Below are 13,707 nucleotides of genomic sequence, written 5' to 3'. Positions count from 1 at the left end.
GCGAAACCCACACCACACCAACCCACCCTGACCAGCTAACCAACCACCCCCACACAACGGGGGAACCTCAGAGGGTGCCCAGCGCGTGGTCCCCGCGCGTGCGGGGGTGGTCCGGCGTGGCAAGGACTCGCCGAGGTCCATGGAGCGTGGTCCCCGCGCGTGCGGGGGTGGTCCGGCGTGGCAAGGACTCGCCGAGGTCCATGGAGCGTGGTCCCCGCGTGCGCGGGGGTGGTCCCCTCGCCCACGTCATCGACCACTGGGACCAGCTGTGGTCCCCGCGTGCGCGGGGGTGGTCCCCAGTCCCAGATGCGCTCTGCGGTGACGATGGTGCGGTCCCCGCATGCGCGGGCTTTCGGGCTGGTGGTCGATGGTGGGCGTCGACCACCAGAAGTCGGTCGGTCGAGGTTCGGGTCCCAGCGCTGGCCCGGCTGGCCGCGAACCACTCGGCGGAAAGGGAATCGCCTTCGTGACCGAACAGGCCGCGGTTGTGCGGTAGTCGTATGAAGCTCCGGGAGGCTATCCCCACCTGCTGAGCGGGGTACGCAGCGTTCACTCTGAGCAGTGGCGGTCCCCGCCGAGGGCGAACGAACACCAGATACGAAAATGATCAGGCGATAGACCTATGGCATCGGACACTGCCGCGACCAGCAGCAACCCCCGGCCATTTTCGGCAAGTTCGTTCACATCGCGCTGAACGAAATCCGAACTGGCATCCGGCCGACCATTCGCCACCTCCACGCAGACGACCCGGTCGGTGCGCCACATACAGACCTTGACGGACGGCCCCACCCCATGCCGGAAGGCGTTGGTGACCAGTTCGGAAACCGCGAGCTCCACCCGGTCGGCCAGCGCATCCAGTGACCACTGCTCAAGCTGCTCCAGCGCGGTTCGCCGCATCTCACCCACTATCAGCCCGTCGGTGTCTGAGATGTACTCGCCAGGCAGGGTGGTGCGAGTCAACTTCATGTGGAAGCCGTACCCGGTCCGGGAGGCGGCGTTCTCCGGGCATCGCTGGTGGTCAGCCACTAAGCCCAGCCTGAGCGTCGGCATGATCCACTCCGTCCAAGTCAAGAAGGGGAGGCCAGCGGTGGCAACATCATCCCGACGGCCAGACCCATCAGCTCCCCACGATCTGTCACGGGTCCCTGCCTAGATCGTGGATTGGCGCGGGAGACATAGCCACAGCCAAACCTTGGACAGAGCCTTGAGGCCGGGTGGTCTTGGGGAACAGAACAGGGACATAGCCGGTGGATGTTCCAGTAGATTCCGTCCAGACATTGGCAGTTGCCGTGTTCTCGACCTACCGTCGAATTCGACGTGCCGGTCATCGTGGAAAGGCGGACGCCGATGACGTGGCTTCTCACAGTGCTGAGTGAACAGAACGGGCTGAGCCACCCCGATGACTTCCGTATAGCCTTCAGGAGAGCCGCGAAGGCGCTGGGGGACGAGCTCGACGATCCTCAGATCCGATACCTAGATGTACATAAGAAGACAATCTCCCGTTGGCTTAAAGAGCAAGTTCGACCGCAGAACCTTCCTCGCCTGGTAGTAGCTCGAATGTTCGACCGGAATATTGATGAGCTCCTATCAGAAGCAAGACCAGGTGCATCCTCGTCAGGCCGCGTGTTGACACCGGAGCGGGATGATTTCGGTCCGGAACTGTTCGACATGAGAGGGGCTGCACAGATGGCGGCACGGCGATCGATGGAGTTCGCGTTGAGTAAAGAGGCTGGTGAAGTCGGCGAAACAACCATGGGGTTGCTCCAGGACCAGCTGAAGAGAATCATCAATAACTACCATCGACTTCCGCTTTCGAGCGTCCTTCACGACCTGGTAAGCACCCAAGACGAAGTGTTCAGGCTGCTGGAGGGCAAGCGGGCTCGCCCCACGCAGTTGAAGGAGCTCAACGTCATGGCGACGTTGCTCACTTGGTTCATGGCGAAGGCCTCAAGTGATATGGGTGATCCCGATTCAGCGATGATGCAGGCCCGGACCGCTGGTCTCTGCGCTAAGGACGCGGAGCACTCGGGCCTGATCGCCCTCGTCGACGGCCTGAAGTCGCTTATCGCCTATTGGTCCGACAAGCCGGCTGACGCACTGCACTATGCCCGGCATGGTGCTGTCGCCGCCTCGAATCTCCGTGGGACCGTCGCCGTCTGGCTATCCAGTCTCGAATCCCGTGCCGCCGCTCTCATGGGTGACGCGGAGGCAGCCCGGAAGGCCTCCCTCCTTGCCATCAGGCAGCGGGAACGGGTTGTGCCAGACGACCTCGATGCCCTCGGAGGCCTGCTCACCTTCCCCGAGGCGAAACAGCTCTACTACGGCGTCGAGACTGAAGTACTTCTCCGCAACGGAACCGCGGTGACGACCTTCCAGGCAGAAGAGGCTGTGCGAGCCTTCAGCGATGCCTCAACAGACCACTGGGCATTTGGGGACCAGGCAGGGGCCGAGTGCAACTTGGCGTTGGTGCGCCTCTACGCCGGGGACTTCGACGGAGCCGCGGATGCCATGCGGCCGGTGCTCGATCTCCAACCGCTGATGCGTAACCGTGGCATCGTCGTCAGCGCGCGACGAGTGCGGCACGCACTGGGCACCGGCGGGACCAGGGACGCAGTGGTAGCCCGAGACCTGCGTGACGAGATTGAGGCATATGAGCCTCACCGGCTGGCTCTTCCACGCTGAACAGTAGAGTTTTGTGCATGTACCCAGTCAACCGCGGCAGTGCGCGTCTCATACTCCGTGAGTGCCAAATCGGCGACGTTGAGGCTGTCTACGCGATCTATGGCGATGCGGAGGTGACTCGGCACCTGTCGTTCGAACCCCGCAGCAAGGACGATGTGGACGCCATCGTCACGCGGGGCATCGCGGCCGCCACGGTGACACCACGCAGTGAGTATGCCCTCGCCGTCGTTGAGCGGGACAGCAACGCCTTGGTCGGGGTCGGGCGCCTCGCTCTTGACCCCCACCAGCAGAGCGCCTGCACTTTCGGGTTCGCGCTACGGGCCGACGTCTGGGGCAAGGGGTTCGGCAGGGAAACGGTGGATCTACTTCTCGGTCTCGCCTTTGAGGAACTGGCCCTTCACCGCGTCTGGGGTGCACGCTCCCCTCTCAACTCAGCCTCAGCGAGCACCATGGCTGCTGCGGGGATGGTCGAGGAAGGCACCATCCGGGGACACATTCAGAAATCCGGGGTGTGGCGGGACTCGGTGGTGCACGCGATTCTCGATCACGAGTGGGTGGGCGCCCCGCGGCCTTGACCGTGGGGCAGCATGGAATCCTTACGCCGTGCCAGGACGTCAGTCGGTGTGAACGATGGTGACAACGGTGACGGTGAGCACGCTTCCGCTGATCCAGTAGTCGGTCACCGTACCCGCGAGCACCGCTCGGCGTTTGTCCCGCAACCCGCCTACCGGGTCCCCGAATCCACGTGGGTCGATGGCGACTCTGCGGATGTCCTGCCGGAAGCCGTGAAGACGTTCAGCGCTCATCTTCTTCAGCGCGTCATGCGCCAGATCGGTATAGGCAACTCGATGGCCGCTCACTCTGCACTCGTCTCGTCCGGGCCGAAGAAATCGTTCACTTCTTCCTCGGAGATGAGGCCGGAATGGTCACCCTGCGCCAGACGCCTGAAGATGGCGTCCTTCGCCGCGATGAGGTCCGGCCGGGTCCTCTCCGCCCAACCCGCCAACACGACGAACAGTTCCTCCGCGGCCGTCTCCCCCACCTCGGCGTCAAACTGGCGCCGAAGATGGGGTGGTAGGGCCTTCCGGATGCCGTTGATGGTCGCGGGCAACACGATCTGGTCCCCATCCAGATAGGTGCTGAAGGTCTTCCCAGCTTCCGGCTCGCCCATCCACTCCTCATCTCCGCACGCGTCCTTGGACAAGTTACCCGTGCGAGCAGCCCCGCTACCGACATCGGCGGTCGAGTGAGAGCGGAGCGGGAACATATTGAACGGGGCGTCAGCATGCTCCGCTCCAGAACTGATTCACGCAACTTCTTGGATACGGACGGTTATGTCACTTCATCGGCCCACGGCGGTTTCCAGCCTATGGCAGCCAGATACCGGAGGGCGGCGGCGACATGGGCGCGGGGGCGCGCGTTCTAGCTGATGCTCCGCCAGGAGGGATGGAGGCCTTACAGAGGCAGTCTCTGGGAGGTGGAAGCTAGTTGAATGGTTGCTCGGGCTTGTATGACGGGCCGGGCCGTGTCATGGAGCGGTGTTCCTGTGTGAGGAGAGGGTTCTGGTGATGGCTGAAGGCGACAGGCTATGGACCATCCGCGGTGGCGAGAAGGTCAATGTGCCCGCAACGGTGGCCGGTATCCGGGATGTTCTCGTGGGAGATCAGCAGAGAGACTTCCTGGACGAAGTCTTCTCCGCGAATGTGCACACCATCGAACAGGTCATGCAGGATTGGATCGTGCGGATTGCCTCTGAACCGGAAGACGAGGAGACCTTCGCCCAACTCCGGGCGCGGGACCAGGACACCGAGTGAGCCGCTACGAAATCGCCTATGCGCCGGTTGCCGAGACGGCGCTCAAACATATGCAGTCCACCCGCGAGTTCAAATCCACGATGAACCGGACCCTTGGCCGTGACCCCTATGGGCACCGGTCCCATGCGGTCGGCGGGGAGAAGGACCGGCGCCAGGTGATCGTGGCTGGAGTGATCGTTGTGTACTACGTAGCTCAGTCGGTACTCAAAGTGACTGCTGTACGACTTATTCCGCCGCCTTGAGGGGGGCACTGCATCTCTGGCTTAGGCGGTTGGCCTGGCTGCTTGTTTGTGGCGGTCGGGGAGCGTCCTAGAGGAGGAAGGGGGCGTCATGATGGTGGGCGGGGCGATGGGGGGGTGTGGCCTTGGATTCCAACTAAAGGAAACCGCCCGTGATCGCTAGAATCACCGCAGGTCAGGAAGTGTGGTCCCCGCACGCGCGGGGGTGGTCCGTGGACCCGGTCGGGGAAGTCCGCGCCGTCGCCGTGGTCCCCGCACGCGCGGGGGTGGTCCTCAGGCCTCCCATGTATTTCTGGGGAGGATCACGTGGTCCCCGCACGCGCGGGGGTGGTCCGGAGGGCGTAATGGGCAGTCCTCCCCCACCGCCGTGGTCCCCGCACGCGCGGGGTTGTTCCGCCTAGCTGGTCTCGCCGTGAGCGCTGGGCATCCGGGCGGGAGGTGAATGGCGTAGCCCCGACTCGGCACTTGGTCGAGCGGGGCTGTTCGCCATCTGGTGGGTGTCTATGTGTCGGCCTCAAGCTCACCAGGGTTGGGGGCCGGGGTCAGGGTTTCGGCGTGGGGAGGGCAGGCGTAGAGAGTTATCGGTGCGCCGCTCATGCGCTCGACATACCGGACCGGAAGAGGCGCCAGGGTCCAGCAGCGACAGATGCAGCACACCGCGCCGAACTCTGCGGGGGTCTTGGCTGTGAGTCCGTCGCGGGTCATGTGTGTACCCCCGTGGGGACCTGGTGAACACCCGTTAAGGCGACGTAGGGATAGTCGTAGCCGCGTTCGGCCCACGCTGTTGCGAAGTAGCGTTCGCGGCACTCGGGCGTGAGGTGGTCTGTCTCTTCGGCTCGGAAGATCGAGCGTGCGAGTTCTGAGCTCGGGCCGGTCCACGGTCGGGACCATGCCCGCAATTCAGCGATGAAATCCGGTGCGCACGGCTGGACGGGGGTCGGGGCCGGGCGCTGTGCGAGGTGCTGGGCGGAGTGACGTCCTGGCTCGCGAGTGCAGAAGCGGTTGAGCACCCAGGCGAGGGCACGGACGATAGGATTGCGCATACGTCGTTCAGCTCCTCAGAACTGCTTCGGCGAGCCCCGAGGAACCGCGTAGGACCGGTCCCTTGGGGCGTTCTGTTTGTGGCTTTGGAAGCGCTGGACGCGGGCAGTTGGTTGGCCGGGCGTCCTGTCGTTGGGTGGGGTTAGCCCCGGTCGCCCGTGCGGGGGCCGGGAGGGCGACCGGGGCCGGGAGCGAATGCGTTGGTTCGCTCCCCTTCCCTCGGCCCAGGTGGTGACCGCACCGGACGCGAGGGGGTGCCGCTCCGTGCGTTCCTCCGCAGCGTCAGGGGGACGCTGCCGCACGAAGCGGGGGTAGGTGGTCCGCCCGACTGCCGACCCTCAGCGGAAGTCGGGCGGACCGGTGACCGCCCCGCATGATGAACCCGCGAATCAGAGTGGCCGGGTATTCAGGGGGCGGACGTTCTCAGAGGGTGATGCGACGGGTGCGGGCTTTCAGATGCGTCTGCTCAACAGGGGGATGCGCAACTATCGCTTCCGGTATCGGGCGACCCCCATGCGTGAAGGCGGCGGATCGTGTCACGTAGACACTCCCTCGATGGTTCTCGGGTCCACGTCGGTCGGGGGGTCCCACTGGACGGTGTCGCAGTACACCCGCTCGAAGCGTCGGTGTCCGGTCGTCTTGAAGTGGAACTCCGCCCAGGCCTCGGCGACCTCCGGAGTTGTCTCCGCACCAGTCGCGGGGGGCTCCGCGCCGCATGGCTTGGCACCGGACACGCACTCGATGTGTGTCCGTACCGCCATGGAGTCCACGCGTTTCAGGGTCCACAGAAGTTCACGAAACCGTCTGATCATGCTCAGCCCCCGCGCCTACTACGTGTGTTCACCTCGGACAGAGCGGGTCGGAGCCGGTCCGACACCGTGGCGAGACGGACATCGACATCGGACACGTCCCATTCGATGCCGCCTCCGGGCGGACGGAGGGTGTAGCTGCCCTGCACTGTGCCTATGTCCATGACCACGCCGAGCGCGCCCCTCGCGGTGTCGTACGCCAGCTCGCCGACGCTGAGTTGGGGTGTCTGTCGTTCAGCTACCCTCTCGCCAGACACAGGCCACTCCTCTCCGTAGTCATTCCACTACCGGGCGGATTCAGATTGGCCTAGAGTCAGGACTCGATCAACGTGGCTGTAAGGACAGGTCAGTTGGAGGTCAGATGGTGAACCGCAAGGATTTGAACCCGGACGCATCGGCGCAAGCGGCGTTCGGGGCGCGTCTGCGCAGCTCGCGTGAGGTACGCGGCTGGACGCAAGATGATCTGTCCGCACGCATGGGCATTTCCAGTGGGCATATTTCGGGCGTTGAAACTACGCGCAAGTCGCCTTCTTTGCGCTTTGCGAAAGCTGCCGATGGGGTCTTTGGCATGGCAGGAATGGTAGATACGTTCGAACGCCAGTGGCATGAGATGCACAATGGCTCGTTACTTGAGGGCTACCCGGAGTACGTCGGGTATGAGGCTCGGGCGGCAGAGATCCGGCTGTTTGAGTCCGGCCTTATCCCCGGATTGCTCCAGACACCGGAGTACGCGGCGGCCCTTGAGGCGAGCAATGTGAGGCGAGGCTCCATCACGGCCGAACAGGCGCAGGAACGGGTGACGTTCCTGATAGAGCGCCAAGCCGCCTTGGCGCGACCGCTACCACCTCTGTTGTTTGTGGTGCTGGATGAGAGCTGTATCCGCCGACCGATCGGGGGGCATGAAGTCATGGATCGGCAGTTGGCGCGCTTGGTCGAGTTCGCTGAGGAGTCGAACACCGTGTTTCAGCTCGCCCCCTACGCAATCGGCGAGGAACGGCCATTCAATCGGTTGGTCAATCTATTGACCCTGTCTGATCGCTCGGTGTTCTCCTACGTCGAGTCGCAGACGCACGGGCACTTGGACCGCGAACTCAACTCTGTGGTGCCCCTACTGAGGGCCTACCATCAGATGCAGGCACACGCGCTCTCCCAAGCGGCGTCTGTAGACATGATCACTCAGACACGAAAGGGCACCCTGTGACGACCGACTCTCAGTCTCCACAACTTCGTTGGGTCAAATCCTCGTACAGCGGCAACGGCGGGTCCTGCGTGGAGTGGGCCCCCGGCCACGCGTTGGCTACTGGTGTCGTCCCCCTCCGGGACAGTAAGCGCCCCACTGGCGTGGCCCTCATGGTGTCACCCACAGCGTTCGCCGGGCTGGTTACCCTCGCCCGTTCCAGCGAGGTTTAGTCGACCAGCTCCATCCCGAGCCCCGTCGACTCCGGTCCTCCGGAGCGGCGGGGCTCACTGTCATCCAGTGCACGGGAGTTCGTCGGGCTGAATGCGGATGTGTTGGAGGTTCGATGCCAGGATTCCAACTAAATGAAATCGACCATGATCGCTAGAATCGTCGCAGGTCAGTAAGTGTCGTCCCCGCACACGCGGGGGTCTTCCGCGATGTGCAGCCGGGCAAGGAGAAGCCCCACCGTCGTCCCCGCACACGCGGGGGTCTTCCGCCGGAGAGGTCATCCGCACCATCCAGGCCCGCGTCGTCCCCGCACACGCGGGGGTCTTCCGTACCCGTTCGTCCTCAGCTTGCGAGGCCGTGCGTCGTCCCCGCACACGCGGGGGTGTTCCGCGTTCAGTGTCGGCGTGTCGTGCTCGTTTTCCGTCGTCCCCGCACACGCGGGGCTCCCATCTCCCCATGTGCTTGGCTATCGGCAGCGCCCCCGGCGCACCCCTGCCAGCCAGCATCCCCGGAGTCCACCCCCATGCACCTCCTCATCCTCGGCGGTACCACCGAGGCCCGTCAGCTCGCTGAGCTGCTGCACCAGTCACAGCCGCAGCAGAGCAACATCCGAGTAACCAGTTCCCTGGCCGGCCGGGTAGCGCGGCCGGGGACGCTTGCCGGGGAAGTGCGGGTTGGCGGTTTCGGTGGGGTGGAGGGGATGGTGGAGTGGGTGCGGGGGCAGGGGGTGGGGGCGATCGTGGATGCTACGCATCCGTTTGCCGAGGTCATCAGCTTCAATGCGGCCCAGGCCGCCGCCATTGCACCCGTACCGCTGCTGGCTCTGCGGCGGCCCGGGTGGACCGCCCAGGAAGGCGACCGGTGGTATGAGGTCGGGTCGTTGGGGGAGGCGGCTGAGGTGGTGGCGGGGCTCGGGGGGCGGGTGTTCTTGACCACCGGGCGGATGGGGCTCGCTGCCTTTGCCGGGCTGGTCGAGCCCTGGTTCCTCGTACGGTCCGTGGACCCGCCGGAAGGGCCGGGTCCGCAGCGGATGGAGGTGCTTCTCGATCGGGGGCCGTTCACGCTGGAGGGCGAGCGGGAGTTGCTGCGCCGGCACCGTATCGATGTGGTGGTGACCAAGGACAGCGGTGGGGCGGCCACCGCGCCGAAGTTGGCTGCCGCGAGGGAGGCCGGGCTGCCGGTGGTGGTGGTGCGGCGGCCTCCCGCGCCCGAGGGGGTGCCCGTGGTGGGGACACCGGAGGAGGCCGCCGACTGGGTGGCTCAGCTCGCCGTGGCGTTCGCCGACTCAGGGGACTCAGGGGACTCAGGGGACTCAGGGGACTCCGAGACCTCCGGGTAGCGGCGCGGGGTCCAGACGATCTGGGTGCCGCCTTCACCATTGCCCCTGCGTACCGTCTGGGTCTGGGAAGAGCCCACCAGCAGCACCGTGCGCATATCGACCTCGGCCGGGTCGAGTTCGCCGAGCTGGACGATCCGCACCGACTCCTCGGGGCCGCCGATGTCCCGTCCCAGCACCACCGGGGTTTGGGGCGAGCGGTATTCGAGGAGCAGATCGCGGGCCTTGCCGACCTGCCAGGTTCGGCTGCGGGACCCCGGGTTGTAGAGCGCCAGCACCAGATCGGCCGCCGCTGCCGCCCGTAGGCGTTCCGCGATCACTTCCCAGGGCTTGAGCCGGTCGGAGAGCGAGAGGGTGGCGTAGTCATGGCCGAGGGGGGCGCCGGCCTTGGCGGCCGCCGCGTTGGCGGCGGTCACCCCCGGCAGTACCCGTACCGGCACATCGGTGTACTCGTCGCGCGAGGCGACTTCCAGTACCGCGGTGGCCATGGCGAACACCCCGGGATCACCGCCCGATACGACCGCCACCCGCCGGCCGCGCTGGGCGAGCTGGAGGGCGAACTCGGCGCGTTCGGCCTCGACCCGGTTGTCCGAGCCGTGGCGCTGCTGGCCGGGGCGTTCGGGTACCCGGTCCAAGTAGGTGGTGTAGCCGACGAGATCATCGGCGGCGGCCAGCGCACCCCGGGTCTCTGGGGTGAGCCAGAGCGGCCCGGCGGGGCCGGTGCCGACGACGACGACCTCACCGGCCGCGCTGGTGCGGGCCGGGGCGGTGGGCATGGCGCCGACCCGGCTCGGCAGCACCGCCACCGAGAAGTACGGCACCGAGTCCGCCGCCACATCGGCGAGCCGTTCGGTGCGTTCATCGGCCATGGTGGCGCGCTCGACATAGCGGGCCTCGTCCAGCCGGTTCGTACGCTCCAGCGCCCGCCGGACCTTGGTGAACGTCCGCCCCAACTTCATCACCACCGCCGAGTCGGTCGCCGCGAGCCGCGCCGCCAACTCCTCCTCGGGCAGGGTGCCGGGCAGGATCGTCAGCACCTCGTCGGCCTCGACCAGCGGTTCACCGAGCCGGGCGGCCGCGGCGCTCACCGAGGTCACCCCGGGGATCACCTCGGTCGGATAGCGATGGGCCAGCCGCTTGTGCATGTGCTGGTAGGAGCCGTAGAAGAGCGGATCTCCCTCAGCGAGCACGGCGACCGTGCGGCCCGCGTCGAGATGGGCGGCGAGCTGCGCCGACGCCTGCTCGTAGAAGTCGTTGAGCGCGCCCCGATAGCCGCCGGGGTGGTCGGTGGTCTCCACCGTCAGCGGATACATCAGCCGCTCCTCGATGTGATCCGCGCGAATGTGCCGCGCGGCGATCGAGCGGGCGATGGAGCGGCCGTGACGGGCCGAGTGGTACGCGATGACATCGGCGGCGGCGATGACCTCCACCGCCCGTACGGTCATCAGGGACGGGTCCCCGGGGCCGAGGCCGACACCGTAGAGCTTGCCCGTTCCCGTTGTGCGCGGGGCTGGGGGCGTGCCGTCGGTTCGGTCGTCGTCGTGGGCGCTCACGTTCACTCTTCCTCGCTGGCGATGGCGTTGAGGGCGGCCGCTGCCATCGCGCTGCCACCGCGCCTTCCTCGTATCACCAGATGCTCCAGACCCGACGGATGCTCCGCCAGGGCGTCCTTGGACTCGGCCGCTCCCACGAAACCCACGGGCACTCCGATGATCGCGGCCGGGCGGGGTGCGCCCTCCTCGATCATCTCCAGCAGTCGGAACAGCGCGGTGGGCGCATTGCCGACGGCGACCACGGCCCCTTCCATCCTCTCCCGCCACAGCTCAAGGGCCGCCGCGCTACGGGTGGTGCCGAGCTCGGCCGCGAGGGTGGGGACGGTGGGGTGGGAGAGGGTGCAGATCACCTCGTTGTCCGCGGGGAGTCGCTTGCGGGTGACCCCGCTGGCGACCATCGCCACATCGCAGAGGATGGGTGCGCCCGCTCGCAGTGCCTCGCGTGCCCGGGCCACCACCTCGGGGGTGTAGGCCAGATCGCGTACCAGGTCCACCATTCCGCAGGCGTGGATCATTCGCACCGCGACCTGGCTCACATCGGCGCGCAGGCCGCTGAGATCCGCCTCTGCTCGGATGGTGGCGAAGGACTGGCGGTAGATCGCCGGTCCGTCCTTCTCGTACTCGAACACGGTGTGGTCTCTCTTCGGTGGGAAGGGGGCGGGGGTGCTCATCGGGAGCGACGGGCGTCGGCCACGGCTTGCGCGAGGGCGCCGGAGTCGGCGGTGCTCGGGTAGGTCTCGGGGCGAGGGGGATGCCGCGAACCCAGCGAACCATCGGTCCCGGTCGATACCGTCTCAGTGCCAGTGCCAGTGCCAGTGCCAGTGCCGGTGCCGGTGCCGGTGCCGGTGCCGGTGGGGAGGTGGTGGGCTGCCGTGCGGACCGGGGTCACCCGGAAGTCGCCGTCGGGGGTGGCGAGGACATCCACCCAATCCCCGATGGGGTGGCCACAGCGGCGCTCACAACCGGACCAGTACACGGGGAGCATGTCGCCCTCCGCCGCAGCGTCTTTGGGCAGGACGGGCAGGGGCAGGGATACGACGGTGTGGGCGGCACTGCGCACATCGGCGTGGGACTTGGCGCAGCCGGGCAGTCCGATGCAGGCGCCCACCCCGGTCCAGGGTGAATCCGCCGCGGTGACCAGTCCGCAGTCGGCCAGTTCGGTGAGTCGGGCAGCGGCGTGCTCGGGGGGTACTCCGGTGACGATGACGCCACGCCAGGGTGTGAGACGCAGTTCGCCCTGAGGGGTTCTGCGAGCGGCGGCGGTCAACCGCCTCCACTGCGGGGCGGTCAGCCGTCCGAGAGGCGCACCGACCGAGACTCCCGACGGGATCGCACTCACGGTCTCGGCCGATCGCCGAGCTGTGCTGATGGCGACGGGCGCCTGATGCCCAGGCGGCGGCTCGTCCTCGGAAGGTCCCGTGGAAGTCCCCGAGCGGCGGTCGCGAGCCACCACCCCGTACGCCGCCGGTATCGCCTCGCGTCGCGGGCGACGCTCCCTGCCCGCCACGGGGATTGCCTCGGCCCGCAGTCGCGCCACCACCAGGTCCAGCAGCCGGGCGCCACCGTCCGGGAGCTCCCGTACCCGCCAGACTCCCGAGCTCGGCTTCGCCTCCAGGCTCCGACCCTTCTGCTCTTCGCGGTGGAGATCCGCCGCATCGAGGAACGTCTCCGCGGCGAGTAGGGCTGCGCGGGGGCCATCGCCCGGGTGGCGGAGCGGGACCACGTCGTCAGCGTCACCGATCCGCAGCGCGGCCGTGGCCGGGGGGCCAGGGTCTTGGTGGGAGCCGTCCTCCAATCCAGCCGCCACCGGGCCATCCAGCAGCGCCATCAGCGTCACATCCGCGCCCAGCGCATCCACATCCCCGCGCCCGTCGTCCAGCGCGAAGAGGAACCGTCCCGAGAGCGCGGTCGCCCGTGCGCTGGCGCAGAGCAGCCCGTCCAGCGCGGTCAGCCACTCCCGTACGCCGTCCGCTCCCCGACCGTCAAGACCGGCCAGGGGTGAGGCCACGATGTTCCGTACCCGCTCATGGGCTGCGGAAGGGAGCAGTCCGGCGTCCTCCAGCAGGGTCGCCAGTTCGCCGCCGCAACCGGCTGCCAGCCCGCGTAGCTGCACATTGCCGCGCGAGGTGAGATGGAGTTCACCATCGCCCAACCGGAGGGCGGCGGCCAGCAGGGCATCGGCCTGGGCCGGGCTCAGCACACCCCCGGGCACGCGGATCCGGGCCAGTGCCCCGTCGTCCGCGCTGTGCAGCCGGAGCGAGCCGGGGCAGGCGTCTCCACGCCCCCGGGCGGGGGGCGTACCGGCGGCGCCGGTGGAGGCCGGGCGGGGCGTGGTGGGCATGGCGGCGAGCATACCGACCAGCGATGACCGCCTTTTGGGACGGTGTGAACACACCAGCGTGCGGACATCAACCCACAGCGCCATGACGGTACGCACCGCACCGGGAGGGACGGCGGGGACCGCACCGGGGGGAAGTAAGAACCGCACCAGGAGGGCAGCAGGGACCGCACCGGGAGGGACGGCGGGGACCGCACCGAGGGGAAGCAAGAACCGCACCAGGAGGGACGGCAGGGACCACGCTGGGGGGACGGGTTGGAATGGCGTAGATAGCGCGGTATGTGCCGAACTGGGAAGACGGTATGAACCACGTCGAAAAGGCGACCCTTACTATTTCGGTGACGGGCCACCCGGTCCGGCAACGCAGAAGGCGACAGCGGAGGAAGCCCGGTGTGAATCCGGCGCGGTCCCGCCACTGTGAGTCGGCCGGACACAGGCACAGTCAGGCCGTCGAGTCAGGAACTCCTGTCGTCCGACACCGCCCGGG

At 67.1% G+C, this 13,707-nt stretch carries 16 protein-coding genes and 1 riboswitch; of the genes, 7 read left to right on the top strand and 9 right to left on the bottom strand.

The genetic code is table 11. The features are described 5' to 3' along the window. Positions 1–549: 549 nt before the first annotated feature. Positions 550–1,050 carry an ATP-binding protein gene (locus NBG84_RS30555; RefSeq protein ID WP_250922898.1) on the bottom strand — a complete coding sequence of 167 codons (501 nt, stop codon included), beginning with the start codon at positions 1,048–1,050 and terminating at the stop codon, positions 550–552. A gap of 267 nt (positions 1,051–1,317) precedes the next feature. On the opposite strand from NBG84_RS30555, the gene NBG84_RS30550 reads away from it, so the two are divergent. Both NBG84_RS30550 and NBG84_RS30545 read left to right on the top strand, forming a co-directional pair. Then, a complete protein-coding gene (locus NBG84_RS30550; protein ID WP_250922897.1) occupies positions 1,318–2,682 on the top strand; it encodes an NsdA family TPR-like regulatory protein in 1,365 nt (454 codons plus the stop codon). 17 nt (positions 2,683–2,699) lie between these two features. After that, a complete protein-coding gene (locus NBG84_RS30545; RefSeq protein ID WP_250922896.1) occupies positions 2,700–3,257 on the top strand; it encodes a GNAT family N-acetyltransferase in 558 nt (185 codons plus the stop codon). 39 nt (positions 3,258–3,296) lie between these two features. Here NBG84_RS30545 and NBG84_RS30540 read toward each other — a convergent pair whose 3' ends face one another. Both NBG84_RS30540 and NBG84_RS30535 read right to left on the bottom strand, forming a co-directional pair. Beyond that, the gene (locus NBG84_RS30540) at positions 3,297–3,488 is read right to left on the bottom strand and encodes a hypothetical protein (RefSeq protein WP_250922895.1); all 192 of its coding nucleotides are present in this window, start codon (positions 3,486–3,488) and stop codon (positions 3,297–3,299) included. Between the two features lie 50 nt (positions 3,489–3,538). Then, the gene (locus tag NBG84_RS30535; protein WP_250922894.1) at positions 3,539–3,853 is read right to left on the bottom strand and encodes a hypothetical protein; all 315 of its coding nucleotides are present in this window, start codon (positions 3,851–3,853) and stop codon (positions 3,539–3,541) included. Positions 3,854–4,250: 397 nt separating this feature from the next. Here NBG84_RS30535 and NBG84_RS30530 point away from each other — a divergent pair, with 397 nt between their 5' ends. Then, entirely contained in the window at positions 4,251–4,496 is a 246-nt protein-coding gene (locus NBG84_RS30530; protein WP_250922893.1) for a hypothetical protein, read from the top strand. Continuing rightward, positions 4,493–4,738, top strand: coding sequence for a hypothetical protein (locus NBG84_RS30525; RefSeq protein ID WP_250922892.1), 246 nt, complete (start codon positions 4,493–4,495; stop codon positions 4,736–4,738). Before NBG84_RS30530 ends, NBG84_RS30525 begins: the two co-directional genes overlap by 4 nt. A 698-nt stretch (positions 4,739–5,436) precedes the next feature. Here the strand turns inward: NBG84_RS30525 and NBG84_RS30520 are convergent. From NBG84_RS30520 to NBG84_RS30510, 3 genes are all read right to left on the bottom strand, one after another. Then, on the bottom strand, positions 5,437–5,778 hold the full coding sequence (locus NBG84_RS30520; protein WP_250922891.1) for a hypothetical protein: 342 nt from the start codon (positions 5,776–5,778) through the stop codon (positions 5,437–5,439). A 534-nt stretch (positions 5,779–6,312) separates the two neighbouring features. Further along, positions 6,313–6,588: a hypothetical protein gene (locus tag NBG84_RS30515; protein ID WP_250922890.1), complete on the bottom strand. Its 276-nt coding sequence runs from the start codon at positions 6,586–6,588 to the stop codon at positions 6,313–6,315. A gap of 2 nt (positions 6,589–6,590) precedes the next feature. Next, a complete protein-coding gene (locus NBG84_RS30510) occupies positions 6,591–6,842 on the bottom strand; it encodes a hypothetical protein (RefSeq protein ID WP_250922889.1) in 252 nt (83 codons plus the stop codon). A 104-nt stretch (positions 6,843–6,946) separates the two neighbouring features. Between NBG84_RS30510 and NBG84_RS30505 the strand changes: the two genes are divergently transcribed. From NBG84_RS30505 to NBG84_RS30495, 3 genes are all read left to right on the top strand, one after another. Next, positions 6,947–7,786, top strand: coding sequence for a helix-turn-helix domain-containing protein (locus NBG84_RS30505; protein ID WP_250922888.1), 840 nt, complete (start codon positions 6,947–6,949; stop codon positions 7,784–7,786). Further along, entirely contained in the window at positions 7,783–7,995 is a 213-nt protein-coding gene (locus NBG84_RS30500) for a DUF397 domain-containing protein (protein WP_250922887.1), read from the top strand. Before NBG84_RS30505 ends, NBG84_RS30500 begins: the two co-directional genes overlap by 4 nt. A 521-nt stretch (positions 7,996–8,516) precedes the next feature. After that, on the top strand, positions 8,517–9,332 hold the full coding sequence (locus tag NBG84_RS30495) for a cobalt-precorrin-6A reductase (RefSeq protein ID WP_250922886.1): 816 nt from the start codon (positions 8,517–8,519) through the stop codon (positions 9,330–9,332). Here NBG84_RS30495 and cobJ read toward each other — a convergent pair. The 3 genes from cobJ to NBG84_RS30480 all read right to left on the bottom strand — a co-directional run bounded on the left by cobJ (position 9,254) and on the right by NBG84_RS30480 (position 13,235). Further along, positions 9,254–10,774, bottom strand: coding sequence for a precorrin-3B C(17)-methyltransferase (gene cobJ / locus NBG84_RS30490; RefSeq protein ID WP_250922903.1), 1,521 nt, complete (start codon positions 10,772–10,774; stop codon positions 9,254–9,256). The two genes, NBG84_RS30495 and cobJ, sit on opposite strands and share 79 nt — an antisense overlap. Before the next feature lie 110 nt (positions 10,775–10,884). Further along, positions 10,885–11,511, bottom strand: coding sequence for a precorrin-8X methylmutase (locus NBG84_RS30485; RefSeq protein ID WP_250922902.1), 627 nt, complete (start codon positions 11,509–11,511; stop codon positions 10,885–10,887). Positions 11,512–11,549: 38 nt separating this feature from the next. Continuing rightward, positions 11,550–13,235, bottom strand: a complete 1,686-nt coding sequence (locus tag NBG84_RS30480; RefSeq protein ID WP_425608733.1) for a hypothetical protein — start codon at positions 13,233–13,235, stop codon at positions 11,550–11,552. A 310-nt stretch (positions 13,236–13,545) separates the two neighbouring features. Further along, positions 13,546–13,704, top strand: a riboswitch (cobalamin riboswitch). The last annotated feature ends 3 nt before the right edge of the window (positions 13,705–13,707 follow it).

Origin of the sequence: Streptomyces albipurpureus (assembly GCF_023701525.1) — a bacterium.
GTDB classification, from domain to species: Bacteria; Actinomycetota; Actinomycetes; order Streptomycetales; family Streptomycetaceae; genus Streptomyces; species Streptomyces albipurpureus.
This window is presented reverse-complemented; position numbering and strand designations above follow the sequence as displayed.

Bases quoted from the DNA above. Each gene is read 5' to 3' on its own strand.
- NBG84_RS30480 (WP_425608733.1), bottom strand. From the start codon at position 13,235: ATGCTCGCCGCCATGCCCACCACGCCCCGCCCGGCCTCCACCGGCGCC.
- NBG84_RS30515 (WP_250922890.1), bottom strand. From the start codon at position 6,588: ATGATCAGACGGTTTCGTGAACTTCTGTGGACCCTGAAACGCGTGGAC.
- cobJ (WP_250922903.1), bottom strand. From the start codon at position 10,774: ATGACCGTACGGGCGGTGGAGGTCATCGCCGCCGCCGATGTCATCGCG.
- NBG84_RS30535 (WP_250922894.1), bottom strand. From the start codon at position 3,853: ATGGGCGAGCCGGAAGCTGGGAAGACCTTCAGCACCTATCTGGATGGG.
- NBG84_RS30540 (WP_250922895.1), bottom strand. From the start codon at position 3,488: ATGAGCGCTGAACGTCTTCACGGCTTCCGGCAGGACATCCGCAGAGTC.
- NBG84_RS30495 (WP_250922886.1), top strand. From the start codon at position 8,517: ATGCACCTCCTCATCCTCGGCGGTACCACCGAGGCCCGTCAGCTCGCT.
- NBG84_RS30520 (WP_250922891.1), bottom strand. From the start codon at position 5,778: ATGCGCAATCCTATCGTCCGTGCCCTCGCCTGGGTGCTCAACCGCTTC.
- NBG84_RS30505 (WP_250922888.1), top strand. From the start codon at position 6,947: ATGGTGAACCGCAAGGATTTGAACCCGGACGCATCGGCGCAAGCGGCG.
- NBG84_RS30530 (WP_250922893.1), top strand. From the start codon at position 4,251: ATGGCTGAAGGCGACAGGCTATGGACCATCCGCGGTGGCGAGAAGGTC.
- NBG84_RS30545 (WP_250922896.1), top strand. From the start codon at position 2,700: ATGTACCCAGTCAACCGCGGCAGTGCGCGTCTCATACTCCGTGAGTGC.
- NBG84_RS30555 (WP_250922898.1), bottom strand. From the start codon at position 1,050: ATGCCGACGCTCAGGCTGGGCTTAGTGGCTGACCACCAGCGATGCCCG.